The sequence below is a fragment of the Microbacterium sp. lyk4-40-TSB-66 genome (assembly GCF_030209475.1).
In the GTDB taxonomy this organism is placed as follows: Bacteria; Actinomycetota; Actinomycetes; order Actinomycetales; family Microbacteriaceae; genus Microbacterium.
Genome location: NZ_JARVRW010000004.1, coordinates 61646 through 87729, shown reverse-complemented (window position 1 = coordinate 87729; position 26084 = coordinate 61646). Strand labels below are relative to the sequence as shown.

Annotated in this window: 20 protein-coding genes and 2 riboswitches; of the genes, 8 read left to right on the top strand and 12 right to left on the bottom strand. The window is 70.2% G+C overall.

The features are described from left to right. Nucleotides 1–25: 25 nt before the first annotated feature. The gene (locus QRO03_RS07960; RefSeq protein WP_285136988.1) at nucleotides 26–1780 is read right to left on the bottom strand and encodes a dipeptide ABC transporter ATP-binding protein; all 1755 of its coding nucleotides are present in this window, start codon (nucleotides 1778–1780) and stop codon (nucleotides 26–28) included. A 62-nt stretch (nucleotides 1781–1842) separates the two neighbouring features. On the opposite strand from QRO03_RS07960, the gene QRO03_RS07955 reads away from it, so the two are divergent. After that, a complete protein-coding gene (locus tag QRO03_RS07955; RefSeq protein WP_285136987.1) occupies nucleotides 1843–2445 on the top strand; it encodes a PH domain-containing protein in 603 nt (200 codons plus the stop codon). Nucleotides 2446–2465: 20 nt separating this feature from the next. On the opposite strand, the gene QRO03_RS07950 is transcribed toward QRO03_RS07955, so the two are convergent. The 3 genes from QRO03_RS07950 to QRO03_RS07940 all read right to left on the bottom strand — a co-directional run bounded on the left by QRO03_RS07950 (nucleotide 2466) and on the right by QRO03_RS07940 (nucleotide 7014). Further along, nucleotides 2466–3515 (bottom strand): ABC transporter permease, encoded by a 1050-nt coding sequence (locus QRO03_RS07950; RefSeq protein ID WP_285136986.1) that lies wholly within the window; start codon nucleotides 3513–3515, stop codon nucleotides 2466–2468. 31 nt (nucleotides 3516–3546) lie between these two features. Continuing rightward, the gene (locus QRO03_RS07945; protein WP_285136985.1) at nucleotides 3547–5091 is read right to left on the bottom strand and encodes an ABC transporter permease; all 1545 of its coding nucleotides are present in this window, start codon (nucleotides 5089–5091) and stop codon (nucleotides 3547–3549) included. 150 nt (nucleotides 5092–5241) lie between these two features. Continuing rightward, the gene (locus QRO03_RS07940; RefSeq protein ID WP_285136984.1) at nucleotides 5242–7014 is read right to left on the bottom strand and encodes an ABC transporter family substrate-binding protein; all 1773 of its coding nucleotides are present in this window, start codon (nucleotides 7012–7014) and stop codon (nucleotides 5242–5244) included. A 280-nt stretch (nucleotides 7015–7294) separates the two neighbouring features. Between QRO03_RS07940 and QRO03_RS07935 the strand changes: the two genes are divergently transcribed. Then, a complete protein-coding gene (locus tag QRO03_RS07935; protein ID WP_285136983.1) occupies nucleotides 7295–8164 on the top strand; it encodes a CPBP family intramembrane glutamic endopeptidase in 870 nt (289 codons plus the stop codon). A 15-nt stretch (nucleotides 8165–8179) separates the two neighbouring features. Here QRO03_RS07935 and QRO03_RS07930 read toward each other — a convergent pair whose 3' ends face one another. The 8 genes from QRO03_RS07930 to QRO03_RS07895 form a co-directional block, all read right to left on the bottom strand. Beyond that, entirely contained in the window at nucleotides 8180–9865 is a 1686-nt protein-coding gene (locus tag QRO03_RS07930) for an ABC transporter substrate-binding protein (RefSeq protein WP_285136982.1), read from the bottom strand. Between the two features lie 195 nt (nucleotides 9866–10060). Beyond that, nucleotides 10061–12940, bottom strand: a complete 2880-nt coding sequence (gene gcvP / locus QRO03_RS07925) for an aminomethyl-transferring glycine dehydrogenase (RefSeq protein ID WP_285136981.1) — start codon at nucleotides 12938–12940, stop codon at nucleotides 10061–10063. Further along, nucleotides 12937–13311, bottom strand: coding sequence for a glycine cleavage system protein GcvH (gene gcvH / locus QRO03_RS07920; RefSeq protein WP_285136980.1), 375 nt, complete (start codon nucleotides 13309–13311; stop codon nucleotides 12937–12939). The genes gcvP and gcvH overlap by 4 nt, the downstream gene beginning before the upstream one ends. Continuing rightward, nucleotides 13308–14594: an aminomethyl transferase family protein gene (locus tag QRO03_RS07915; RefSeq protein ID WP_285136979.1), complete on the bottom strand. Its 1287-nt coding sequence runs from the start codon at nucleotides 14592–14594 to the stop codon at nucleotides 13308–13310. The genes gcvH and QRO03_RS07915 overlap by 4 nt, the downstream gene beginning before the upstream one ends. A 48-nt stretch (nucleotides 14595–14642) precedes the next feature. After that, nucleotides 14643–14754: riboswitch (glycine riboswitch) on the bottom strand. Next, nucleotides 14755–14849, bottom strand: a riboswitch (glycine riboswitch). It lies immediately after the preceding riboswitch. A gap of 88 nt (nucleotides 14850–14937) precedes the next feature. Then, entirely contained in the window at nucleotides 14938–15432 is a 495-nt protein-coding gene (locus QRO03_RS07910) for a hypothetical protein (protein ID WP_285136978.1), read from the bottom strand. Then, nucleotides 15429–17156 carry a hypothetical protein gene (locus QRO03_RS07905; RefSeq protein ID WP_285136977.1) on the bottom strand — a complete coding sequence of 576 codons (1728 nt, stop codon included), beginning with the start codon at nucleotides 17154–17156 and terminating at the stop codon, nucleotides 15429–15431. The genes QRO03_RS07910 and QRO03_RS07905 overlap by 4 nt, the downstream gene beginning before the upstream one ends. Next, nucleotides 17153–17491, bottom strand: a complete 339-nt coding sequence (locus tag QRO03_RS07900; RefSeq protein ID WP_285136976.1) for a hypothetical protein — start codon at nucleotides 17489–17491, stop codon at nucleotides 17153–17155. Before QRO03_RS07900 ends, QRO03_RS07905 begins: the two co-directional genes overlap by 4 nt. Nucleotides 17492–17682: 191 nt before the next feature. Further along, nucleotides 17683–18858, bottom strand: a complete 1176-nt coding sequence (locus QRO03_RS07895) for a MarP family serine protease (protein ID WP_285136975.1) — start codon at nucleotides 18856–18858, stop codon at nucleotides 17683–17685. A gap of 622 nt (nucleotides 18859–19480) precedes the next feature. On the opposite strand from QRO03_RS07895, the gene QRO03_RS07890 reads away from it, so the two are divergent. Genes QRO03_RS07890 through QRO03_RS07865 form a run of 6 tightly spaced genes read left to right on the top strand, consistent with a single transcriptional unit; the run spans nucleotide 19481 to nucleotide 26033 of the window. Further along, a complete protein-coding gene (locus tag QRO03_RS07890) occupies nucleotides 19481–20206 on the top strand; it encodes an NUDIX hydrolase (RefSeq protein ID WP_285136974.1) in 726 nt (241 codons plus the stop codon). 11 nt (nucleotides 20207–20217) lie between these two features. Further along, the gene (nadA, locus tag QRO03_RS07885) at nucleotides 20218–21549 is read left to right on the top strand and encodes a quinolinate synthase NadA (RefSeq protein WP_285136973.1); all 1332 of its coding nucleotides are present in this window, start codon (nucleotides 20218–20220) and stop codon (nucleotides 21547–21549) included. Then, the gene (gene nadB, locus QRO03_RS07880; RefSeq protein ID WP_285136972.1) at nucleotides 21546–23162 is read left to right on the top strand and encodes an L-aspartate oxidase; all 1617 of its coding nucleotides are present in this window, start codon (nucleotides 21546–21548) and stop codon (nucleotides 23160–23162) included. Before nadA ends, nadB begins: the two co-directional genes overlap by 4 nt. Continuing rightward, nucleotides 23156–24013: a carboxylating nicotinate-nucleotide diphosphorylase gene (gene nadC, locus QRO03_RS07875; RefSeq protein ID WP_285136971.1), complete on the top strand. Its 858-nt coding sequence runs from the start codon at nucleotides 23156–23158 to the stop codon at nucleotides 24011–24013. Before nadB ends, nadC begins: the two co-directional genes overlap by 7 nt. Next, on the top strand, nucleotides 24010–25140 hold the full coding sequence (locus QRO03_RS07870; protein WP_285136970.1) for a cysteine desulfurase family protein: 1131 nt from the start codon (nucleotides 24010–24012) through the stop codon (nucleotides 25138–25140). The genes nadC and QRO03_RS07870 overlap by 4 nt, the downstream gene beginning before the upstream one ends. Next, nucleotides 25137–26033 (top strand): glycosyltransferase family 2 protein, encoded by an 897-nt coding sequence (locus tag QRO03_RS07865; protein WP_285136969.1) that lies wholly within the window; start codon nucleotides 25137–25139, stop codon nucleotides 26031–26033. Before QRO03_RS07870 ends, QRO03_RS07865 begins: the two co-directional genes overlap by 4 nt. Nucleotides 26034–26084: the final 51 nt, after the last annotated feature.

Here is a 26084-nt window from a genome sequence, read left to right as displayed (position 1 = left end):
CGGACGCCGCCCCTCGTGGCACGGATCAGGATGCCGGGGTGTTCTTCAGCAGCTCGTGACGGAGTTCGCGGCGGGCGGCCTGCACCTCGACGTCGGGAACCGGGATGGCCGCGATGAGACGCTGCGTGTACGGCTCCTTCGGCGCGCGCAGGATCTCGTCGCGGGTGCCCTGCTCCGCGATCTTCCCGCGGTTGAGCACCACGATGCGGTCGGCCATGGCATCCACCACGGCGAGGTCGTGACTGATGAACAGGCAGGCGAAGCGGTGTTCCTTCTGCAGCTCGCTCAGCAGTTCGAGCACCCGCGCCTGCACCGAGACATCGAGCGCGCTGGTCGGTTCGTCGGCGACGAGCAGACGCGGCTGGAGCGACAGGGCGCGGGCGATTCCGACGCGCTGCTTCTGTCCGCCGGAGAGTTCGTGCGGGTAGCGGTTGCGGTAGCTGCGCGGCAGGCGCACCTCGTCGAGGAGCCTCTCGACCCGGGCATCCAGGGCCGCGCCCTTGGCCTCACCCGCGAGGAACAGCGGCTCGCCGATCGACTCCCCGATCGGCAGGCGGGGGTTGAGCGACGACGACGGGTCCTGGAACACGATGCCCACCCGGCGCCGCAGCGACTTGATCAGCTTGCGCGATCCGCTCGAGATGTCGACGCCGTCGACGACGAGGCGGCCGTCGGCGATGGGCTGGAGGCCGATCGCGGCGCGCCCGATCGTCGACTTGCCCGAGCCCGACTCCCCCACGAGGCCCACGATCTCGCCCTCGGCGATGCCGAGCGTGACGTCATCGACGGCGCGGAACGCGGCGACCCGGCCCTTCTTGCCGTACTCGATGGAGACGTTCTCGAGCTGCAGGACGGGGTGGGCGATCTCGGGGGCGGCCGCGGCGAGGGCGAGGGTTTCGGTGCGGGCGGGGCCTTCGGCCACCGCCGTGGCCAGTGCCTCCACCAGGTCGACGGACGACTCGCCCTCCAACGTCTCGCCCAGGCGGGGCACGGACGCCAGCAGCTCCTTCGTGTACGCGTCCTGCGGCGACCCCAGCACCTGAACGGCCGGGCCCTGCTCGACGATGTCGCCCGCCTTCATCACGACGATCCAGTCGGCGAGGTCGGCGACGACGCCCATGTCGTGCGTGATGAGCAGCACGGCCGAGTCAAGACGATCGCGCAGGTCGCGGATCAGGTCGAGGATCTCGGCCTGCACCGTCACGTCGAGCGCGGTGGTCGGCTCATCGGCGATGAGCAGGGCGGGCTCGAGGCTGATCGACTGGGCGATCATCGCGCGCTGACGCTGTCCGCCGGAGAGCTGGTGCGGGTACGACGCGAACGCCTTCGCCGGGTCGGGCAGTCCCACCAGCTCGAGCAGTTCGAGCGCTCGCGCCTTCGCCTGCGTCGGAGCGATGGGGGTGTGCGCGCGCAGCGCCTCGATGATCTGCGAGCCGACGGTCAGCACGGGGTTCAGAGCCGTCATCGGCTCCTGGAAGATCGCCGCGACCTCGGGACCGCGCAACTGCCGCATCTGCGCGGTCGACAGGTCCGTCACCTCGCGACCGTTCACCTTGATGCTGCCGGTGACGCGACTGTTGCGCGGCAACAGATCGAGCACGGCCATCGAGCTGACGCTCTTACCCGAGCCGGACTCGCCCACCACCGCGACGACCTGACCGCGGGCGATCGAGTACGTCAGGTGCTTGGCCGCGGGGACCCATACGTCGTCGACGGCGAAGTCGACGCTGACATCGGTCATCTCCAGGGCGGGGATGCCGGACTTCTCGGTCGTGCTCATGAGATTGTCCTCTCGTTCCCGCCGAGCGGGAGGGAGTGATCGGGGAATGAAAGAATCGGGGGATGCCACGCCAGACGTTCCGTTCGACGTTCACCCGGGTCCTGTGCGGGATCGTGTGGGCGATCATCGCCGTCGTGGCGATCGGCCTGCTCGTGACCCCTGCCGCGACCGACGCCCCGGCTCTGATCGTCGTGGGCGCGCTGGGGGCGGCGGCTTTGGTGGGCGGCATCCTGTGGTCGCCCTCGGTGTCGGTCGACGACGAGGGAGTCCAGGTCGACAACATCGCGCTTCGCTACCGCGTGCCGTGGTCCGCCCTCGTGCACGTCGACACCCGCTACGCGCTGCAGCTGCACACGCCCCACCGTCGCATCAGCGTCACCGCCGCACCGTCGCCCGGCGCGGCCGGCTCGCTGCGCGCCGCGCGGGCCCATCGCCGGAGCGAGAGCGCGTCGACGCCCCAGGTGCGTCCCGGCGACCTGCCGAACACCGATTCCGGCCGCGCGGCCGAGATGGTGCGCACCCGCTGGTACGCGCTGCGCGACGCCGGTCGCATCGAGGCGGGCAGGGCCGAGCAGACCCCCGTGGCCGTCGCCGCGCGCGTCGACAACGTGGTGCTGCTCGTCCTCGGCGCGGCCGGAGTCATCGCGGCGATCGCACTCGCGTGACGGCCACGCGGAGACGGTCGTCATGACGACGGTGTCTCCGGGTGCACCCGCGCCTGCGTGCTGGCCGGAGCGGTGACGGACGCGCCCGCCTGCTCCTTCGTGCGGCGCAGCGAGAAGCGCTTTTGGCGCGGGTCGAAGGCGTCGCGCAGGCCGTCGCCGACGAAGTTGACGAGTACGGCGAGCAGCACGATGAAGACGGCCGGCCACCAGAACAACCACGGGCGCGTCGAGAACGCCGACTGGTTGTCGGAGATGATCAGACCCAGCGACACGTCGGGCGGACGCACACCGAGCTGGAGGTAGCTCAGCGCGGTCTCGAGGAGGATCGCGGATGCTGCGAGCAGCGTCGCCGCGACGATCACGACGCCGATGGCGTTGGGCAGGATGTGCTTGAAGATGATCCGAGCGTCGCTGGCTCCGGCCACCCGGGCTGCTTCGACGAACTCGCGCTCGCGCAGGGAGAGGAACTCGGCTCGCACCAGGCGCGCGATCGTCGTCCACGAGATCATCGCGAGGAAGAACGCCAACGGCACGACACCCAAGCCGCCCGTCGCTCGGCCGACGACCGCACCGATCACGATGATCGGGATGACGATGAAGACGTCGGTGATGCGCATGAGCACCGCATCCACCCACCCGCGGTAGTAGCCGGCGAGGGCACCGATCACGGTGCCGACGGTCGTGCCGACGATGCTGATGACCAGCATGACGAGGATCGAGTTCTGAATGCCGCGCATCGTCATGGCGAAGTAGTCGATGCCGATTCGGTCCTGCCCGAGCGGGTGGTCTCCCACGACGAAGGGGAACACGGACAGGGTCGGTGCCCCACCGTTGTTCTGGGGGTTCAGCGTCGTGAAGTCGTATTTCCACCACCCGGGGATCGGGCCGAGGCCGATCGCGGAGACGGAGAAGATCGCCAACAGGACGAAGAGGATGCCGGAGACGACGGCGACCTTGTTCGCGAGGAACCGCCGCAGGACGAGTCGTCCCTGACTCACGCCGACGGTGTTGCGCTCGTCTGCGGGGGCCGGAGCATCCACGTTCGCGGGCTCGGGGAGCATCTGGGTCATGCGGAGACCTCCGGGAATCGGACGGCGGCGATCATGCGACGACTCGCACGCGGGGGTCGAGCGCCGCGTAGGCGAGATCGGCCAGGAAGTTGAACACGATGGCGGTGATGGCGATGACGATGAAGTACCCCATCACCGGGTTGACGTCGACGCGACGAATGGACGCGACGAACAACTGCCCCATGCCGGGGATGGCGAAAACCTGCTCGGTGATGACCGCGCCGCCGAGGAGCGCACCGACGTCGGTGGCGATCAGCGTCACGATCGGGATCAGCATGTTGCGGAGACCATGGCGCATGACCACGGTGCGCTCGGGCAGGCCCTTCGCGCGTGCCGTGCGGATGAAGTCCTGGTTCATCACCTCGAGCATGCCGGCGCGGGCGTAGCGGGTGTACCCCGCGAACGAGATCAGCAGCAGCGAGATCGTCGGCAGCAGCAGGTGGGTGAACGTGTCTATGCCGCTGATCCACATGTCGCCGTTGAACCCCGGAGTCGCCGCGCCGACGGTGGCGATCGGGCGACCGTTGATGCGGGGGTTGTCGACGTAGGCGGGCCACGACTGCATGTAGCGGTCGAGCACGACGAGGGCGAACGAGAAGAAGGCGACGATCGCTCCGATGCGTGCCGTCATCCCGCGGTCGGGGGCGCCGACGAGATAGCCGGTGATCAGACCCACCACGACGGCCACGACGATCAGGATGATGATCGTGGGCACCGTGGAGATGTCGAACAGTCCCTGCAGCACGTAGTACGCGATGTACGAGATCGCTCCATTGGCGGCCGCGACGATCAGCGCACGACGGTTCGACAGGCCCGAGATGAGCGCGGTGGTGATGACGACCACTCCGGCGATGAGCAGAAGAAGGCCCACCGGGCCGAAGCCGGGGTTTCGGAACCAGTCGGTGACGTTGAAGTACACCAGCAGGGCGATGGTCGCAGCGGCGGCGGTGCCGGCGACGATCGCGCGGCGACGAGCCGAGCCGCCGATCATGGCCTGCCAGATCACCGCCGCGACGACGGCGAGCAGCACGATCACCCAGATCGGTATCGACGTCGCCGATTCGAGGAAGCTGTTGAACCCGAGCGCCAGGAACTCCTTGAGGAGGACGGCCACGAGGAACGACGGCAGCGAGAAGAGGAAGAAGCTCAGCAGGGTGATACCGAAGTCGAACCCGCTGTACTGGCGGAGAGCCGATACGACGCCGACGACGATGCCCAGCACGATGGCCAGCACGAACGACGCCGTCACGAGCTGGAGGGTGGAGCCCACCGCGGTGGGCAGGATGTCGAGCACGGGGGCGTTGCTGATCGTCAGACCGAGGTCGCAGGTGCCGGCGAACGGGATGAGGCAGCCAGCAGCACCGCCGAGCCAGAGGAAGTAGCGCAGGGGGGCGGGGACGCTGAGGTCCAGCGCGGCGACGCGCGCGGCGATCAGCTGATCGCGGTTTGCGGCGGTGCTGTCGCGGAGGTCCTGGAGCGGGTCGCCGGAGTTGGCGGCGAGCACGTACATGATGAACGACGCGGCAAGGAGAACCAGGATCGAGACGGCGATGCGCCTGAGAATGAATCCGACCATCGCGGGAGGTCTTCTTTCGATCGGGTGACGGGCGCCGAAAAGGCGCCCTGGACAGGATAGTCGCGGGCGTGGCGAAACGGCGCTGCACGCACGCGAAGTGAGGCGCCGGAGCCGAGCGACTCCGGCGCCTCACGTGAGCTCAACGGGTCATCAACCCGCCAGCGTCCACTCCTGCGCGTTCCACACGATGCCGGTCTGGCCGCCGAAGTAATCGACGCCCGTCACGGAACCGTTGTCGGCGAACAGACCGGGCGACTGGAAGAGCGGAAGACCGTAGAAGTCCTTCGCCGTCGCCGTGTCGATCTGCACCTTGATGTCAGCGAGCGCGGTGGGGTCGACCGTCACCTGGCTCTCGTCGACGAGGGTGTCGACGGCGCTGTTGCTGTAGTTGTTGTAGTTTCCGCCACCGGCAGTCTTGAAGATCTGCGGAAGAGCGGCGTTACCCGCACCGGGCGAGACCCAGCCGAAGATCGACGCGTCGTAGCTACCGCTGCCGAGCAGCGAGCTCCAGTCGGGCGAACCGGCGTCCTCGATCACGAAACCGGCCTGCTGCGCCGACTGCTGGATGGCGCGGAAGCTGTCGACACGGTTCGGGTTGTTGGTGTTGTAGAGGATGCGCACCGTGGGGGTGGCACCGTTCAGCAGAGCCTTGGCACCCTCGATGTCGGGCTCGGTGAAGGCGTCGTATCCGCTGGAGGCGACGGCGGTGGTGTACTGGTCGCCCTCGGTGGGGAGGAAGATCTGCGAGTTGAGGACCTCTGCGTCGGGGTTGACCGGCGTGACGATCGACTCGAGGATCTGCTGGCGCGGGATCGTCTTGAGGAAGGCCTCGCGCACGTTCGCGTCGGCGAAGACGCCGCCGAAGCTCAGGTCGACGTGGTCGTAGGCGAGCTGGTTGCCCGAGTGGACCGTGGCGTTCGCGTTCTCGAGCGCGGTCAGCGTGTCGGCGGAGGCCTGCGGCTGGATGGCCTGCACCTCGCCGTTCTGGAGGGCCGTCACCTGGGCGTTCGAGTCGCCGATGAAGCGGATGATCAGCTGGTCGTACGAGGGCGACATCTCGCCCTTGTAGTTGGGGTTCTTACCCAGCGTGATGCTCTGCTCGGGGGTGAAGTCGGTCACGATGAACGGGCCGCTCGCGACGAGGAGGCTCTCATCGGTCGGCATCGCCGTGACGTCGTATCCGGTGTTCCAGAAGTCGGCGGCGGCCTTCAGGGTCGCGTTCGGCGCGACCGGCGCGGCGGTGTCGCCCTTGGGGAGCGTCTTGAGCAGGTCGACGAAGTCGGCCTCGGAGACGCCGGCCTTCTCGGCGAGCACGTGGGCCGGCTTGCCGATCGGGTTGACGAGCTCGTAGTCGACGTACGGCGTCGAGTAAGTCAGCGTCATCGACATGTTGTCGTCGCCGATCTCGGGGAACGCGGTGGTGTCGAGGCCTGCGGTGCTGCCGGCGAGGCTGAAGTACTGCGTACCGCCGTTGGTGACGTCACCGGTCGCCGGGTCGAGGATCGCGTCGTTGTAGTAGCCCGAGTTGATGGCCCAGTTGACGAGCATGTCGTCGGCGTTGATGGGCTCGCCGTCCGACCAGGTCAGGCCCTCGTTGAGGGTGTACTTGACCGTCAGCGGGTCTTCCGACACGGTCTCGTAGGTGCCGAAGTCGGTGTTGTTCAGAACCGAGAAGTCTTTGTCGAGGCGCTGGAAGCCACCGAGACCGAGACCGCCGCTGACACCCGTCAGGTAGCCGACCATGCCGTTGGTGTCGAGGTTGGCCTCGGGGGTGTCGCCGTTGAACGAGGTGAACGCGTTCGTCGTGGCGATCGTGATGGTGCCACCCGTGTTCGAATCGCCCTCGGGCGTGGCGGTGGTGGTGCATCCGGCGAGTGCCAGAGCCGCGACCGCGACTCCTGCTCCCGCCGAGAGGGCGCGCATGCGCCGAGTCTTTTCAGACACTTTGCCTCCAGTGCAAGGTTGACGAGCACCCCACCGCGCAGAACAGCCGGGGGGAGCCGTGGATACCGAAACGATAGGTACATGTCACCTGATGGTCAAAACATTTAGATGTTTCGTTACAGACCTTTAATCTCCGGGGCGCTCATCCGAGCATTCTGACAATCACACGGGTCGTCGCTCCTCGGCCGCCCTCTCGCCGGAGCGACGCTCATCGGCATCCCATAGGAATGTCTCGATGGCGCGGTGTTGAATGTCTCCCATGTCCCGGCATCCCTCGGCCACCCGCTCCGACGCGGCTGACCTGTCGACGTCGACGGTGACGCTCGGCCCCTTCCCCTCACCCATCGAGCGCTCCGACGGTTACGCACGCAGACGGCTGGCGTGGGAGGTCGTCCTCGTCCTGCTCATCAGCGTCGGCCAGTCCGCGATCTACTCGGTCGTGTCGTTCGTGCGGGCGGCCACGCGGGCGCCCATCTCCCAACAGCAGACGCAGCTGAACCCCTCGCGCAGTGCCGAGCCGCTGTGGGACGCGATCTACCAGTTCCTCGACATCTTCTTCTCCCTGGCCCTCGTGGCCGTCGCGATCTATCTGCTGTGGGAACCGGCCGGTAACGCCCTGCGCCGGACCGGTCTCGACTTCCGCCGGTTCGGGTCCGACGTGCTCCGCGGGCTCGCGCTCGTTCTGCTCATCGGCGTCCCCGGTATCGGGGTGTACGCCATCGGCCGGGCGATCGGTCAGAGCATCGCGGTCGTGCCGGCGCCGCTCGACTCGTCGTGGTGGGTGATCGCGCTGCTCGTGCTCGCGGCACTCCGTGCCGGCCTCACCGAGGAGGTCATCTTCCTCGGGTATCTGTTCGACCGGCTGCGCCGCCTGGGATGGTCGTGGACGGGAGTGATCGTCTCGACCGCGCTCCTGCGTGGGAGCTATCACCTGTATCAGGGGTGGCCCTCGGCGCTCGGCAACGTCGTGATGGGACTGGTGTTCGGCTGGTGCTACAAGCGCTGGGGGCGCGTCATGCCCCTCGTCGTGGCGCACACCGTCATCGACATCATCGCCTTCGTCGGCTACCCGCTCGCCGCCGCGTGGTGGCCGGGGATCTTCGCCCCGCCCGCGTCTCCTGCGAGCTGAGAGATACGACGCGGCCTACTGCGGGGGCGCCGACCAGGTCCAGAACGCCGGGGGCACACCGTCGGGTTCGGAGGTGTAGTCCACTCCCCCGACGCCTTCGGCGGAGACGACGGCGCCCGTGCGCTCGAACAGAGGCACGCCGGCGAACGCGGTGAACAGCGAGCGGTCGATCTCCTTCGCCTCGGCGAGGATGTCGACCGGATCGGTGTGCACGGTCAGCTCGGCGAAGAGATCGTCGGTGTTCGGGCCGTCGATGCCCTCGGCGAGGCGATCCCGCGCCGACCGGTAGAGGCTCTCGTCTTCTCCGACCCACGAGAGCGTGGCATCCGCGGTGTCGTCCGCCGTGGCTGCGCGCACGGCGATGCCGGCCCGCGCCCCCATCGACACGAGTCGCGGGAAAACCTGCGACGAGAGTTCGTCGGTCGCGTCGTAGGCCACCCGCAGGACGGCGGCGCGATCACCGAGCGCGTTGCGGGCGGCATCCACATCGCTGCCCGTGCCGGGCGCACCGTTGCCGGAGACCAGATCGTTGTACAACTGGCCGGTCGCCGATGACGACAGGAACGACTGCAGCGGTTGGGCGTCGGGGCGCATCGGGCCGAGCACGTCGCGAACGATCGACGAGCGGTCGATGGCCAACGTCATCGCCTGACGCAGATCGGATGCCGTGTCGTCGGCGAACCGCAGATGCAGGGTCTGGGTGGTGGGGCCGACCTGCACCTGATAGCCGGCGTCGGTGAGCGTCTCGCGCTCGGCCACATCGATCTCGCCGACGTTGGCGACGTCGACGACCCCCGCTTCGAGCGCGGAGAGCTGCGCGGCCCGGTCGGGGAAGAATCGGACGCTCAGATTTTCGAGGCCGGGGAAGTGCGCGCCCTGGTAGCTGTAGCGGCGGGCGAGGCTCAGCGTGTCCGCTGTCGACTCGGTCACCGTCCACGGACCCGCGGAGACGACGCTCGCCGGATCGACCGCGGTGCCGGCGGGCACATCGAAGCCGGTATTCCATGCCTGCGCCGCAGCCGTCAGCACGGGGTTCGGTTCGGCCGGTGTCTGCGGGTCGCCCTCGGGGACGGTGAGGATGGCGGTGAGCAGATCCTGCACGCTCACCCCGGCGCGTTCGGCGACGACGTGCACGGGGCGGTCGAGCAGCCACTGCCGGTTCCAGTCCGCGAAGGGTTGGTCGTAGGTGAGGGTCAGGGTGTCGTCGGACCGGTCGATGCTGGGTCGTGCGGTGCGTGCATTCGGGTCGGCCGGCATCGCGGTGTCGAAGTATCTGGTGCCCGAGACGATCTGACCGGCGTCGTCATAGGTCGCGTCGTCAAAGAAATGGGAGGTGACGGCCCAACCGAACAACAGGTCGTCGAGGCTGACCGGCGTGCCGTCGGACCAGACGCGGTCGTCGAACAGTTCGTAGCTGACCTTGAGAGGGTCGCCCTGCACACGGGTGATGCGACCGAAGCCGTCGTTGGGGACCACCTGCAGGTCGCCGTCGAGCGACCCGAGCTTCTCGTCGAGGAGGGATGCCACGGCCTGGTTGGCGGGGGTGTCTCCCGTGGAGCTGGCGGCGTTGAAGCTGGTGAGAGAGCCGACGACGCCCACCGTCAGAGTGGTGGGAGGCGCTTCCTGCTCGGTCTCGGGCGCGGGCTCCGGAGCCGAGCATCCGGCGAGGACGATCCCCACGGCGGCGAGGAGGGCGATCACGCGTCCTGGGCCGCCGCGTCGTCGGGTCGGTCGAAGTTCCTCGTTCACGCCGTGTTGCACACCCGGAACCTTACTAAACGCCCGCTGTGCGAAACCGGAGTGGGCGGGGTTCGACGTGCACGGTCCCTCCTCGCGGAGGCGACGGACGGGCTCCCGGCGACCGCCCCTGAGAGCGGTCGCCGAGAAGCCCGCGGGTCACGCGAACGCCTCCGGCGGCGGGCACGAGCACACCAGGTTGCGGTCGCCGTAGGCCTGGTCGATCCGGCGCACCGGGGGCCAGTACTTTCCGCGGATGAGCGAGCGCACGGGGTACACCGCCGTCTCGCGCGAGTACGGGTGCTCCCACTCGCCCACGACGACCGTCTCGGCCGTGTGCGGGGCGTTCACGAGCGGGTTGTCGTCGGCGGGCCACTCCCCCGCGGCGACGGCGAGGGCCTCGTGCTTGATGGCGATCATGGCATCCACGAACCGATCGAGCTCGGCGAGGTCCTCGCTCTCGGTCGGCTCGACCATGAGCGTGCCGGCGACGGGGAACGACATCGTCGGGGCGTGGAAGCCGTAGTCGATGAGGCGCTTGGCCACGTCGTCGACGGTGACGCCCGTCTGTTCCTTGAGCGGACGCAGGTCGAGGATGCACTCGTGCGCGACGAGGCCGCCCTCCCCCGCGTACAGCACCGGGTAGTGCTCCCGCAGGCGGGTGGCGATGTAGTTCGCCGACAGCACCGCCGCGGCGGTCGCCTGACGGAGTCCCTCGGCGCCCATCATGCGCACGTACGCCCACGAGATGGGGAGGATCCCCGCCGACCCGTGGGGAGCCGCCGACACGGGGCCGCCGTCGAAGGTGCCCCCGGCGTGGTCTGCGCGCTGCGAGAACGGATGCGACGGCAGGTGCGGCGCGAGGTGCGCCTTGGCCGCGACCGGGCCGACGCCGGGTCCGCCACCACCGTGCGGGATCGCGAACGTCTTGTGCAGGTTCAGGTGCGACACGTCGCCGCCGAGATCGCCGAAGCGAGCGAAGCCGAGCAGCGCGTTGAGGTTCGCCCCGTCGACGTACACCTGACCGCCGGCGTCGTGCACGGCTTGGGTGATCTCGAGCACGTCGTGCTCGTAAACCCCGTGCGTCGAGGGGTACGTGATCATGAGCGCCGAGAGCTCCGCGGCATGCTGCGCGATCTTGGCCCGCAGGTCGCCGAGGTCGACGTTGCCGGCCTCGTCGCACGCGACGACGACGACCTTCATGCCCGCGAGGATCGCCGAGGCGGCGTTCGTGCCGTGTGCCGACGAAGGGATGAGGCACACCGTGCGCTCGGTGTCGCCGTTCGCGAGGTGGTAGCCGCGGATCGCCAGCAGGCCCGCGAGCTCACCCTGCGACCCGGCGTTGGGCTGCAGCGACACCGCGTCGTAGCCGGTCACCTCGGCCAGCCACCGTTCGAGCTGGTCGATCATCTCGAGGTAGCCGTGCACGTCGGCCTCGGGGGCGAAGGGGTGCACGCGCGAGAACTCCGGCCACGACACCGCCGCCATCTCGGTGGCGGCGTTCAGCTTCATCGTGCACGAGCCCAGCGGGATCATTCCGCGGTCGAGTGCGTAGTCGCGGTCGGCGAGCGACTTGAGATAGCGCATCATCGCCGTCTCGCTGCGGTGCGTGTGGAAGACGGGGTGGGTGAGGTATTCGTCGTCGCGGTGCAACGCGCCGTCGACGTCGCGGAGGGCGATCCCCTCCGGCACGTCCTCGGTCGCGAGGCCGAAAGCTTCGAGGACGGCCGAGATGTCGGCATCCGTCGTCGTCTCGTCCACCGACACGCCCACGGTCGCATCGTCGACCCAGAGCAGCTGGTAGCCGCGCTCGCGGGCGCGGTCGACCACGTCGTGCGCGCGCCCCGGCACGTGCACGCGCACGGTGTCGAAGAACGCGTCGCTCGCCAGCGTCAGGTCGTACGCACGGAGGGCGGATGCCAGGGCGTCGGCCTTGCGCGCGACCCGCGTCGCGATCGCGCGGAGTCCGTCGGGTCCGTGGTACACCGCGTACATCGCCGCCATGACGGCGAGCAGCACCTGGGCCGTGCAGATGTTCGAGGTCGCCTTCTCGCGACGGATGTGCTGCTCGCGCGTCTGCAGCGACAGGCGGTAGGCGGGGGCGCCCACGGCATCCTGGGACACGCCCACCAGACGCCCGGGCAGCTGACGCTCGAGCCCGGCGCGGACGGCCATGTAGCCGGCGTGCGGGCCACCGAAGCCGAGCGGCACCCCGAAGCGCTGGGTCGTCCCCACCGCGACGTCGGCGCCGAGCGCGCCGGGCGAGCGCAGCAGGGTCAGGGCGAGCAGATCGGCGGCGGCGACGACGAGGCCGCCGGCGGCATGCACGGCGTCCGCGACGGGCGAGAAGTCCCACACGCGCCCGGTGGCGCCGGGGTACTGCACGAAGGCGCCGAACGCGTCGGGGAATTCGCCGTCGAAGGAGGTCTCGTGGATGCGGATCCCGACGGCGGCGGCGCGATGGTGCAGCAGGGCCTTCGTCTGCGGCAGAGCGTCGACGTCGACGAGGAAGACGTCGGTCTTGGCCTTGGACGCGCGGCGGGCGACCAGCATGCCCTCGACGACGGCGGTGGATTCGTCGAGCATCGACGCGTTCGCCGTGGCGAGTCCCGTCAGGTCGGTGACCATCGTCTGGAAGTTGATGAGCGCTTCGAGACGGCCCTGCGAGATCTCGGGCTGGTAGGGCGTGTAGGCCGTGTACCAGGAGGGGTTCTCGAGGACGTTCCGCGCGATCACCGACGGAGTGAAGGTGTCGTAGTAGCCGAGGCCGATCAGCGGGCGGGCCGAACGGTTGATCGAGGCGAGTTCGCGCAGCTCGGCCAGCGCCTCGGCCTCGGTGGCCGCGGGCGGGATGGAACTGGTGGCGCGGGCCTGCACGTGGATGGATGCCGGGACGGCGGTCTCGACGAGCGCGTCGACGCTTTCGTAGCCGACGACCTCCAGCATGCGCGCCTGCGCCGCGGCGTCGACGCCGATGTGGCGGTCGGTGAAGGCCGCCGGGGTGCCCGCATCCGTGCGGGGAGGAAGGAGAGTGCTCATGCGGTGAGGTCCTCGTAGGCGGCGCGGTCGAGGAGATCGCCGGGCAGGTCGCCCTCGACGCGGATCTTGATGAGCCAGCCCCCGGCGAAGGGTTCGGCGTTGACGAGCGACGGGTCGTCGACCACGGCGTCGTTCACGTCGATGACCGTGCCGGTGAGCGGGGCGTAGAGCTCGCCGACCGACTTCGTCGACTCGATCTCGCCGCAGACGTCGCCCGCGGACACCGCGGACTCGGCTGCGGGGAGCTCGACGAAGACGACGTCGCCGAGTTTCTCGGCCGCGAAGTCGGTGATGCCGACCGTGGCGATGTCGCCCTCCAGGGCGATCCACTCGTGCTCGGACGTGTAGCTGAGGGCGGTGAGGTCGGTCATGCGTTTCTCCGATAGAAGGGAAGGGCGGTGACGGTGGCGGGGATGCGGGTTCCGCGCACGTCGATGGTCAGTTCGGTTCCGGGTTCGGATGCCGCGGGGGCGACGAACGCCATCGCGACCGGGTAGCCGAGGGTGGGGCTGAGGGCGCCGCTGGTGATCTCTCCGACGCTGTCATCGCCGTGCAGCACCGCGTATCCGGCGCGACCGGCGCGCCGACCCTCGGAGACGAGCCCCACGAGAACGGGCGCGTCGGCGGGTCCGGACGACAGGCCATCCTTTCCGACGAACGCCTCCTTGTCGACGGCGACGACCCGGCCGAGGCCGGCCTGGGCGGGGACGATGTCGCGGGAGAGCTCGTGCCCGTAGAGGGGCATGCCCGCTTCGAGCCGCAGGGTGTCGCGCGCGGCGAGACCGCACGGGACGAGCCCCATCTCGGAGCCCGCGGCGAGAGCTGCGTCCCACAGGGCACCCGCGTGGGTGGTGGGGATCAGCAGCTCGTAGCCGTCTTCGCCGGTGTATCCGGTTCGCGCGACGAAGAGCGGCGCTCCCTCGAAGGTGCCGTCGGTCCAGGCGTAGTAGCCGAGTTCGTCGAGCGCGGTGCCGGAGATCTCGACCCCGGGCGTGGAACTCAGGATGCCGCGAGCCTCGGGCCCCTGGAGGGCGATGAGCGCGAAGTGGTCGGTGACGTCTTCGATGGTCGGGCCGGTGGAGCCGGCGACGAAGGCGAAGGAGCGTGGTCCGGTCCCTTCGGGGACCTGGGATGCTGCGCGGGTCCCGGCCTCGCTCGGCGCCGACCCGGTGGGAGCCTCCGATCCGGGAAAGCCCTCGCCGGTCTCGGTGTCGGTGCGTGACGCAGCGTCCGACGATCGGCCCCAGGCGACCCGAGCCGTCTCGAGGGCCGCGGCCACGGCATCCCGGTTGCCTGCGTTGGCGATCACGAGGAAGTGCTGCTCACCGGTGCGGTACACGATGACGTCGTCGACGATGCCGCCGCTCGCGGCGAGCACGAGGGAGTACTTGGCCTTGCCGATCTTCATCGTCGACAGGCGGCCCGCGAGCACGTAGTCGAGGAAGCCTCCGGCGTCGGGGCCCTCGACGGTGAACTCGGCCATGTGCGAGATGTCGAACAGACCGGCGGCCTCACGGACGGCGCGGTGCTCGGCCAGGTCGGAGGTGTAGCGCACGGGCATGTTCCAGCCGCCGAAGTCGGTGAACGAGGCGCCGAGGGCCTCGTGCCGATCGTGCAGCGGCGACGTGCGCGGTGGAGCGGGGGTGTTGGTCATGAGTTCTGCCGTTCGCGATGACGGACAGACGCCGGTCAGCGCCTGAAGAACTCCCCCTCTGTCATGGGCCTGAGAGTTTCGCCCACGACGTCGTTGACGTCGAGGGCTTTCACCGTCGGCGGATCCGGCGCGGTGCACCCGGATCACTTTCCAGAGTGGCCCGATCGACGCGGTACGCGTACCTGAGAGATTGGCGGGGAGGCTTGCTCCTTCGGTGCCCGGCTGCGTGCGCCGGAGCTCTCCCGCATCGATCATGGGGCCGTTGTGGACTTGTGCGGTCAGCCTACCGGAGGGGGGCGCGGGGCACAGCCCTTGCGATCAACTCAGACGTCCGCTCGGCCCGTCAGTAGGAGCCGCCTCGCCAGACGTCATCGGGGAGGCGGATGCACGCCGAGAAGGATGACACGTGTACCTCCTCCCGACCCGGGTCGAACCGAACGATCCAAGACGACTGATAGGCGCCGGTGATCTCGACGATGGAATCGCCGTCACTCTCCCATCGATCGACTCCGACACCGTCTGCATCTGAGTAACGCTGCTCGACGGGATCCAAGAGTCGCGGTGCGGTCGCCTCCGCGCGAACGTGCACCGTGAGCCCGCCAGCCCACTGTTCGCCACCGTCGCGGGTGCAGGAGAGGAATGACCCGGTCTCGTTCTGGTCGATAGACACCACGAGATCCTCGGGCAGCGTATCCGCTATCTCTTTCTCAACCGCCATGGTGCGTGCCTTCGCGTCTGGCAGAGATAGGCCGGGGTCGAGGTCCCCCCCGGGCGAGGCGCAACTCGAGAGAGTAACCAGCATGACCAAGGTGGCGGCACTGACCTGGATGCCCCTCATTTCTCCCCCTTCAGGATGGCGTCGCGGATGTCGTCGAGCGCCAACCGGTTCTCGGGCCCGTCCGAGGCGATCAGCTGATGGCTTGCGAACGGATCCAGCGACATCCGAACGGACGGGTTGTCGGGGGCAATGAAGGGTGCGAGCTCCCCGCCAAACGGCGCGTCATAGTCACCGGGTCGATCGTAGATCCGGCTCTGGAATCCCGGCATGACGTCGGGGTTGCGCCCGCCTCCCACCCACCCGAGATCCTGTGCCATCGAGAGGAAATCGGTGTAGCTCCAGTGGAAGTACTCGGTCGTCGGATCGGCCGTCCATCGCTCCGGCACCCAGGCTCCCGCGAACGAATTGACGACGTCGTAGTGTGTGCCGGCGAGCTCGGAGGCGGTCACTGGAACGAGACCCCAGCTGTATCCACCTGCGATCTGCTGGGCTCCCGCGATGGCGGTGTCCGAGCGCATCTCGGACACGAAACGCGTCAGGCTCTCGCCAGCCGGGAGCGCTCGTTGCTGATCATTGGCCTCACCTATTCCCAGCGCCTGATCGACTGGTCCCGCGCTGTTGTCGTCGCCTGGAAACTCCACGCCCTTCCAGACGAAGGCGAGCATCCCGCTGTCCTGTTTCGTCAGCCACTCCGGCAGCTGCTGCGCCCCACCCCCGTAGAAGCTGTCCAGCGACGTGAACGTTCCCGGCACGAATGTCAGGACGCGCTTCGTTTCCGGCCCCGGTGTGCCGATCATCTCTGCTATCCGCTTCTGCTCGGGCTGATAAAGCACGAGCTGAACGTCTCCGGCGACGACGAGACCGAGGTAGTCGCGCTCCGTGCGCAGACGTTCAAGAGCGCTGCGACGTTCGGCCTGCAGAGTCGCCGCCGCCCCTTCGTCGAACAGCGACTCGAGGCGCTCGATCTCCCGCTCCACCGTCGGCAGCCGATCCTGTGCCACGACACGGTTCGCCGCGACGCGGGCGAGCACTGGCACGCCGCCGAGCGCCCCTATCAGCTCGGGCGCCCCGTTGATCAGCGCCGTCTGCCGTCCGGGCGTCAGCGCGTCCCACCACACCTTCACCGCGCCCGACGCGAGAGGACGTCGTCGAAACCTTTCGATCCAGTCGGGGTGATCAGCAAGGATCTGACTCATCCGGCCCGCTCCGCCTCGGGCGATCTCGACCAGCGGCGTGAGCAGCGTCTCGGCGGCGAGCGCTTCCGTGCGCATCTGCCAGGTGATCCGCGGCCCGATCGGGGACGAAACCACTCCACCCGCCGCAATGGGCAGCGGGGGCGGCTCGCCGATCCCGGCGAGGTCGCGGCACGCGTCGTCGATCACGGCGGCGACGTCCAACCGCAGGCGCGCGATGGCGGACTCGACGTCCGCGCTACCGGACGCCGGGCCTGTCGTCTCGGTCGGGATCGCTGCGGCCTCCTCGACGAGCAGAGAACGCCTCCACTCCAGCACCGCGAGCGCATCGGCGAGTTCACCCAGCACAGCACCCACTCGCGCGAACGCCTCACTCGTCTGTCTTCCGCCCGCGGAGAGGCCGCTCATCTTTTCCGTGAGCTCCGCCGCCTCGGGGGCGTCGTAGGTCGCGCCCAGGTCGCTCCACCCTACGACGACCTCGTCGGCCGTCGGTGCGACCGCCGTTGCGCGATCGCGCAGGCGGTGCGCGGCGTGATCCAGCTCGTCGGCACGCACGGGCACGGATGGCACGGTGAGACCCTGCTCACTCACGCGATTCTCCAGCGTCCGTGCCCGCGCGAGTCGGCGGCGCGGTCGGTGTCCACGGCCATCGCGGCATCCGCGCGGCAGTACTCGACGACGGCGCGCTCGGCGGCCGACAACACCGCTCCCCCGTGCTCATCGAGTGCCGTCGCGCGCTCCATCCAGGGGTCTACCGCTCGGGCGAAGGCGCGAGCGAGATCGGGGGCCGGGGCCACGGCATCCCGCACGTCGTCCACGACGAACCGAACGCCGCACATGGTCTCGGCGAGGGAGTCGAGACGCCGTGCCGTCCGCGACGCCAGGTCGAGGAAGCCGTTCACGTCGATCGCATATCGGTCAGCCATGCCGAGACCCTAGAGAAATGCGCCCGGCTGCCTCAGAAATTCTCCACAGGCCGCGCGGGGTGAACTGCTAACGCCTGCTCCCGCCTGCGCATGTCCCGCAAGAACGCCGATGGACCGGCTCACCCGCGCGGGAGCTCGATCGCGGACGGTCGAGTCGCCCGCCGCACGACGCGGAAGCCTGCTCGTCGGGCTCAGCCCCGCGTGCAGCTCCCGGATGCCACCGGCGCCGCCAGAGCATCGATCTGCGCCAGGACGGGCTCGAGCTCGACCGGCGTCATCGCGTACCCGACGTTGTCGTCGGTGTCGGAGCGGGCGAAGACGATCCCGCCGACTTCACCACCCGTGGTGAGAAGTGGTCCGCCTGAGTTGCCGGGGCGGACGATCGCGGCGAGGGCGAAGATGTCGCGCGGCGACGACGACCCGTCGTAGATGTCGGGGACGGGAACCGTTCCCTCCGACAGCACCTGGGCGCTCCCCGAGGTGAACGGCCCTCCGCCGGGGTATCCCTGCACCACGGCGGGCGATCCGACGTCGAGCGTCGAGACGACGGGGAGGGGCGTGGCATCCAGTCCGTCGACGGACACCACGGCGATGTCGTCGATGGGGTCGAAGTAGACCACGCGTCCTTCGCGGGCGGGGCGACCGGGCAGCTCCACCACCGGGGTGTCGACACCGGCGACCACGTGGGCGTTCGTCATCACGCGGTCGGCGGCGACGACGAACCCCGACCCGCTCGACGTCACACCGCACGCGTAGGCGGTGCCGGAGATGCGGGCGACCGACTGCGCGGCCTGCGTCAGGGCCGGATCGTCGAGCGCGACCGCGGGGGCGCTCGGCACGGGGCCGATCTGGATGAGCTGTCCGAGGCGCGGGATGCCCTCCGCGAAGACCGTTCCGCGGAGCTCCGCGAGTGCGCCTCGCACCGGCGCCGGCGTCAGATCGTCGATCGTCCGGACGACGGCCGACGAGCCGAGGGCCGCCGACACGACCGGCACCCCCACGGGCGTCAACGACCCGGCGGCGAACGAGATCGCGAGCGCCGCGGCGGCGACGTTGACCACTCCACCGAGCAGGCGTTCAGGCACCCGCAGCTTGATGCGATCGGCGCCACGACGGATGAAGCCGCCCACGGCGGTGCCGAGTCCCGATCCGATGAGCAGGAGCAGGATGCCGGTGAGGATCATCGCCGGACCGCGCCACGACGGTGAGGTGACCCACTGACCCACGAAGGGCGTCGCCCAATACGCGGCCACGGCACCGACGGCGAGACCGGCGAAGAAACCGATGGTGGCGAGGAATCCCCGCGCCAGGCCCGTGATGAGCGCGATCACCAGCAGGGCGATCAGAACGATGTCGATGATCGGCATCCGACCTCCCCAATCCAACTCTCACGCTAAGCCGTGCGTCTGAGAGAACCCTTTCGACGCGGCCGGGGCACGCGCCGTTCCGGAGTCGGGGTCGGGCTGGACCGGGGCGCGATCGGCGGGTTGGGGCGGGCGAATCCCGCCCCGATCGGCGGATCCCGCCCCGAACCCGCCCGTACCCGAACCATGCCGTGTCGACGCAGCAGCCCCTGCGCGCCCGGCCGGGCCGTCACCGCGGTGCGGGGCGCGGGTTGTGCACCGGGGCGGACATTCCCCGCCCCGCTGCACAACGCGTGCCCCGCACCCGCCCGCCCCGCCACGCCAACCGCACCCGCCCACCCGGCCACCCCGCCACGCCTCCACGCCGGCCGCACCCGCCGACCCGGCCACGCCGACCGCACCCGCCCACCCCGCCACGCCGGCCGCACCCGGACCCGCTTGCCCGCCCGCCCGGCCGACACCCCACCCGGCCCGGAACCCCACCCGCCCTCGACCCGCCCCGCGACGGCACGCGCCGGACCCGCCCCCACCCCGCCTCCCACCGCCCCCGGACCGCCCCCGCCCCCGCCCCGATTCGCCCTTCGAGTCGAGATGACACTAAGATCGTCACGGAGATATGGTCACCATGACAAGAACCCCCGCCCCCGAGACCCGCGACGCCGACGTGCGCGTCGCGGTGTCGACCGTCATCTTCAGCGTGCGCCGAGATGAGCACGACGAACCGGTGCTCTCGCTCCCCCTCGTCCGTCGTACCCGAGACCCCTTCGACGGCAGGTGGGCGCTGCCCGGCGGCTGGCTCGACGCCGCTGAGGGGCTCGACGTCGCGGCATCCCGCACCCTGGCCGAGACCACGGGACTGACGCCGAGCTACCTCGAGCAGCTCTACGCCTTCGGGGCCGTCGACCGCTCCCCCACCCGCGTCGTGTCGATCGTCTACTGGGCGCTGCTGCGTTCCGACGAGGTCGACGCCCAGGTCGCCGCCCACGCGCGAGAAGGAGACGCCCCCGAGAACGTCGAGTGGTTCGACGCCACCGACCTGCCGGCCCTGGCCTTCGATCACGACGACATCGTGGAGTACACGCTGTGGCGCCTGCGCAACAAGGTGGGTTACAGCCGGATCGCGCACGGTCTGCTCCCCGACGAGTTCACGCTGGCCGACCTGCGCGAGGTCAACGAGACGATCCTCGGCAAGAGGCTCGACCCCGCGAACTTCCGCCGCCAGGTCGACACGTCCGACACCCTCATCCCCACCGAGCGCTTCCGCACCGGAAGCCACCGCCCCGCCCGTCTGTACCGCTACAACCGCGATGTGGAGCTCGCCGACCGCGGCCCGCTCCCCACCCGTCACTGATCGGAACGCCCATGGCCGCCACACCCCTCACCCTGCAGCCCCGCCCCGCGATCGACCCGAGTGTCGATCACGCGATCCAGGCGATCGTCTCCGGCGCGTCGATCGACGCCACCTGCACCACCGACCTCGCCGTCGGCCCGTGGGACTTCGACACGCGCCCCGGTTACGGCCCCGGCTCGTCGATGGGCGACGTCATCCCGACGGGTGCGCCGCGCCAGGGCGAGCTACCGCAGCGGTACCGCGATGCGTCCGACGACGAGCTCGACGCACGGATCCGCGCGGCGAAGAAGACCCTCGGCGACCGGGTCGTCGTGCTCGGGCACTTCTACCAGCGCGAAGAGGTCGTGCGGCACGCCGACTACGTCGGCGACTCCTTCCAGCTCGCCAATGCGGCCCTCGAGCACCCCCAGGCCGAGGCCATCGTCTTCTGCGGCGTGCACTTCATGGCCGAGACCGCCGACCTGCTGTCGACGCCCGATCAGGCCGTCATCCTGCCGAACCTGGCCGCCGGCTGCTCCATGGCCGACATGGCCGACATCGACCAGGTCGAAGAGTGCTGGGAGCAGCTCGAAGACGTGCTCGGCGACCTCGAGACACCGGATGCCGAGGGCCTCGTGCCCGTCATCCCGGTGACGTACATGAACTCCTCCGCCGCCATCAAGGGCTTCGTGGGCCGACACGGCGGCATCGTCTGCACGTCGTCGAACGCGCGGACCGTGCTCGAGTGGGCGTTCGCGCGCGGTCGCCGCGTGCTGTTCTTCCCCGACCAGCACCTCGGTCGCAACACCGCCAAGGCGATGGGCGTGCCGCTCGAGCAGATGCCGATGTGGAACCCGCGCAAGGCCCTCGGCGGCTCGACCGCCGAGCAGGTGCAGGACAGCCGCGTCATCCTGTGGCACGGCTTCTGCTCGGTGCACCGCCGCTTCACCGTCGACCAGATCGACCGTGCGCGTGCCGAGCACCCCGGCGTCCGCGTGATCGTGCACCCCGAGTGCCCCATGGACGTCGTGGATGCCGCTGACGAAGCCGGGTCCACCGACCTCATCCGCAAGGCGATCGCCGCAGCGACCGAGCCCACGACCTTCGCGATCGGCACCGAGATCAACCTCGTGCAGCGCCTGGCCGCCCAGTACCCGCAGCACGAGATCTTCTGCCTCGACCCCGTGGTCTGCCCCTGTTCGACGATGTACCGCATCCACCCGGGCTACCTCGCGTGGGTCCTGGAGTCGCTCGTCGCCGGCGAGATCGTCAACCGCATCACGGTCCCGACCGACGTCGCCGCCCCCGCCACCGTCGCGCTCGAGCGCATGCTCGCGGCCAAGCCCAGCGGTGCGGTGAAATGACCACCGTCGTCGTGGTGGGCAGCGGCATCGCCGGTCTCACGGCGGCGCTGCACGCGGCGGAGAACGGATGCCACGTCACGATCGTGACGAAGGGCGAGCTCTCCGAGACCAACACGCGCTGGGCGCAGGGCGGCGTGGCCGCCGTCACCCACCCCGCCGACAGCGTCGCCTCGCACGCGGCCGACACCCGCACCGCGGGCGCGGGGCTGAACGACCCGGCCGCGGTGGACGTGCTCGTCGGTGAGGGACCCTCGCTGATCGCCGAACTCGTCGCGCGCGGCGTCGACTTCGATCGCACGCCCGACGGCGACTTCGCCCGCGGTCTCGAGGCGGCGCACGCGATGCCGCGCGTGCTGCACGCCGGCGGTGACGCGACCGGGGCGGAGATCCAGGCGGCCCTCGGCGCTGCCGTCCGCGCCGCCGGGCTGCGCGTGCGCGAGCACGCGCTGTTGCGCGACCTCGTGCTGCGCGGCGGCCGCGTCGTCGGCATCGAGCTCGACGGCGGCGAGCGCATCGACGCCGACGCCGTGATCCTCGCGACGGGCGGCGCCGGGCAGCTCTACGCGCACACCACGAATCCCCGGGGGGCGACCGGTGACGGCGTCGCCGCGGCGATACGCGCGGGGGCGGCGGTCGCCGACCTCGAGTTCGTGCAGTTCCATCCCACCGCCCTCGCCGTCGGCGCGCCCTTCCTCGTGTCCGAAGCCGTGCGCGGCGAGGGCGCGACCCTCATCGACGATGCCGGACACCGCTTCGGCTTCGATGCCCACCCCGACGGCGAGCTCGCTCCGCGCGACGTCGTCGCCCGGGCGAACGCCCGAGCCATGGCCGCCCAGAACGGACGACCGGTGCGTCTGGACGCCACAGCGCTCGGCGCGGAGCGTCTCGCGCAACGCTTCCCCACCATCGACGCCGCCGTGCGCGAACGCGGTCTCGACTGGGCCGTGGACCCGATCCCCGTGACGCCCGCGGCGCACTACCTGATGGGCGGGGTCGTGACCGACCTCGATGGGCGCACCACGGTGCCGGGGCTGTACGCGGTGGGCGAGACGGCCCGCACGGGCGTGCACGGCGCGAACCGACTGGCATCCAATTCGCTGCTGGAGGGGGCGGTGTTCGGTGCGCGGGCGGGCGACGCCGTGGCGCGCGACCGCGCGTGGCCGGTCGCCCCTCCGGTGGAGCGGGAGGTCGACGCCGCGACCTCGCCGCTCTCGCGCCCGGCACCGGATGCGGTCCCCTTCTCGCGTGCGGCGCTGCAGCAGCTGATGTGGGCCGAAGCCGGCCTCGTCCGCGACGCCGTCGGTCTGGAACGCGCGGCCGGGATCCTCGCCGCGTGGAGCGCCGACCCCTCTTCCCGCTCGATCGAGGACGCCAACCTGCTCCTCGTCGCCCGCCGCGTCGTCGCCGCCGCCCGCGCGCGCACCGGATCGGTCGGAGCGCACTTCCGTTCGGATACCGGGTCGCCGATGCTCCGCGCGCGGAGCGGCACCGCTGCGGGCGAGCCCGTCCGCGCCGCGATTGCGGATCATGCGGTCCACGCGACACCTCGCCCCGCCGCCGCGCTCGACGGCGCGGCATCCTCTCCCCTTCCCCAGGAGGTCCTCGCATGCTGACCCGTGCCGCCATCGACCGCGTCGTCTCGGCCGCCCTCGAAGAGGACGCGCCCTGGGGCGACCTCACCAGCGACACGCTCATCCCGGCGGATGCGACCGCGCGGGCCGCCCTCGTCGCGCGCGTCGACGGGGTCTTCTCGGGCGCGGCCGTGTTCGCGGCCGCCTTCACGTTGACCGACTCGTCCGTCGTGGTCGAGCAGCGGGTCACCGACGGTCAGCACTTCGCGGCGGGCGACACGCTCGCGGTGGTCACCGGGCCCGCGCGAGCGGTGCTCACCGCCGAGCGGATCGGCCTGAACTTCGTGCAGCGCATGTCGGGGATCGCGACGCTCACCAACCGATATGTCGCCGAGGTCGCGCACACGGGAGCCCGCATCGTCGACACCCGCAAGACCACGCCGGGCCTGCGCGCGATCGAGCGCCAGGCTGTCCGCGACGGCGGCGGCCACAACCATCGCTTCTCGCTCTCGGATGCCGTGATGGCGAAGGACAACCACCTCGCCGTACTGACGGCGAGCGGACAGTCGGTGACGCAGGCTCTCGAGAGTGCGATCGCAAGACTCCCGCACACCACGCACGTGGAGGTCGAGGTGGACCGACTCGATCAGATCGACGCGGTGCTCGCCGCGGGAGTCGGCACCATCATGCTCGACAATTTCTCGCTCGACGACCTGCGGGTGGGGGTCGCCCGCATCGCCGGCGCCGCGCAGATCGAGGCCTCGGGCGGGGTGACGCTCGACACCGTGCGCGCGATCGCCGAGACGGGAGTAGACGTCATCTCGGTCGGGGCCCTCACCCACTCGGCTCCGTCGCTGGATCTGGGCCTCGACATCCGCATCGAGACGGCGTGACGCTCTACCTCGACAACGCCGCGACCACGCCCGTCCGCCCCGAGGTGCTCGAGGCCATGGCCCCCTACCTCACGCGGTTCTTCGGCAACCCGTCGAGCCATCACGAGGTGGGTGAGGCCGCGGCATCCGCCCTCGACGATGCCCGTCGCCGGGTCGCCGCCGTCCTCGGCATGCGCGCCGGCGATGTGGTGTTCACCTCCGGCGGCACCGAGTCGAACAACGCCGCGATCAAAGGCCTCGTCCTCGGATCCGGGCGCCGGCACCTCGTCACGACCGCGATCGAGCACGAATCGGTGCTCGCCTCGGCCGACTACCTCGCGCGCCTGCACGGCGTCGAGGTCACCCACGCGCCGGTCGACGCGACGGGCACCCTCACGACCGAGGTGCTCACCGACGCGCTCCGCGACGACACGGCGTTGGTGAGCATCGGTTACGCCAACAACGAGGTCGGCACGATTCAGGATGCCGCCGCCCTCGCGGCGACAGCTCACGCCCGCGGGGTGCCGTTGCACCTCGACGCCGTCCAGGCGGCCGGGTGGCTGCCGCTGTCTGATCTCGGAGCGGATGCCGTGACCGTGGCCGGCCACAAGATCGGCGCACCCAAGGGCACCGGCATCCTGGCCGTCCGGGGCCGGCTGCCGTTCGAGCCGCTGCTGCACGGGGGCGGACAGGAGCGCGGGCGCCGCTCGGGGACTCCCGACGTGGCCGGGGCGGTGGCCATCGCCCGCGCGCTCGAACTCGCGGAGGCGGAGCGTCTCGAGGAGGCCGCGCGGCTCTCGGCCCTTCGCGACGCCTTCATCGCCCGGGTGCTCGCCCTCGTCCCCGGTGCCCGGCTGACCGGGCACCGGACCCGGCGGCTGCCGGCCACGGCGAGCTTCGTCTTCCCGGGCACCAACGGCGAGACGGTGCTGCTCGAGCTCGAGCGCCGCGGGATCGTCTCCTCCAGCGGATCCGCGTGCGCCGCGGGCAGCGACGAGGCCTCGCACGTGCTGACGGCACTCGGCGTCGCTCACGACGACGCGCGCACCGCCGTGCGTTTCACCCTGCCGCACGCCCTCACGGCATCCCTCGACCCGGTCGCCGATGCGGTCGCCGACGCTGTTTCGGCCATAGGATCGCGCGGGTGAGTTCCCCCGCGGTCACCGTCATCGTTCCCGGCTACGACGTCGCCGAATACGCCGAAGAAGTGCTGGACTCGCTTCGCGCACAGACCCACGCCCGGTGGGCGGCCGTGCTCGTCGACGATGCGTCCACCGACGAGACGACCCGCATCTTCGCCGACGCCGCTGCCGCCGACCCGCGGTTCCGGTTCGTGCGCCACGACCGGCAGCGCGGCCTCGGCGCCGCGCGCAACACCGGACTCACCCACGTGGACACGCCGTACACCGCGTTTCTCGACGCCGACGACCGGATGCGTCCCGACGCGCTGACGCGCCTCACCGACACCCTCGAGCGCACGGGCAGCGACTTCGTCGTGGGTGCGTACGTCCGTCTGCGACCGGATGCCGAGGGCCCCGGCTACACCGCGGGCGACGTGCAACCGTGGGTCACCGCGGCCACCGACCCGGCGCGGGAGCAGACGACCCTGGCCGAGCACCCCGCGGCATCCGGGAACATCGTCGCGTGGTCGAAGGTGAGTCGCACCTCCTTCTGGCGCGCGCACGACCTGCGATTCCCCGAGGGGCGTTACTACGAGGATCAGGTTCTCGCGCAGCGCATGTACACACTCGCCGAGACGTTCGACGTGGTCCCCGACGTTGTCGTCGAGTGGAGGCAGCGCCGCGACGGCGGCTCGATCACGCAGCGCCTCGGCGAACTCGACGTGCTGCGCGACTACCTCGACGCGCTCGGCGAGGGCATCGCCGTGCTTCGGGCGGCCGGGGCCGACGCGGCGGTGCGGGAACGCGCGGCGCTCATCCGCACGCTCGACCTCCCGCCGTTGCTGCGCATCGCCGAGACGCACACCGACCCCGCGTACGGGGTGGCCCTGGAGGCGTTCGTGGAGACGCTGCCGGCCTGAGAAGGCCGCCGGGCGGGGCAGCCGTGCCCGGATAGGCGTGAAGCCCGCGCC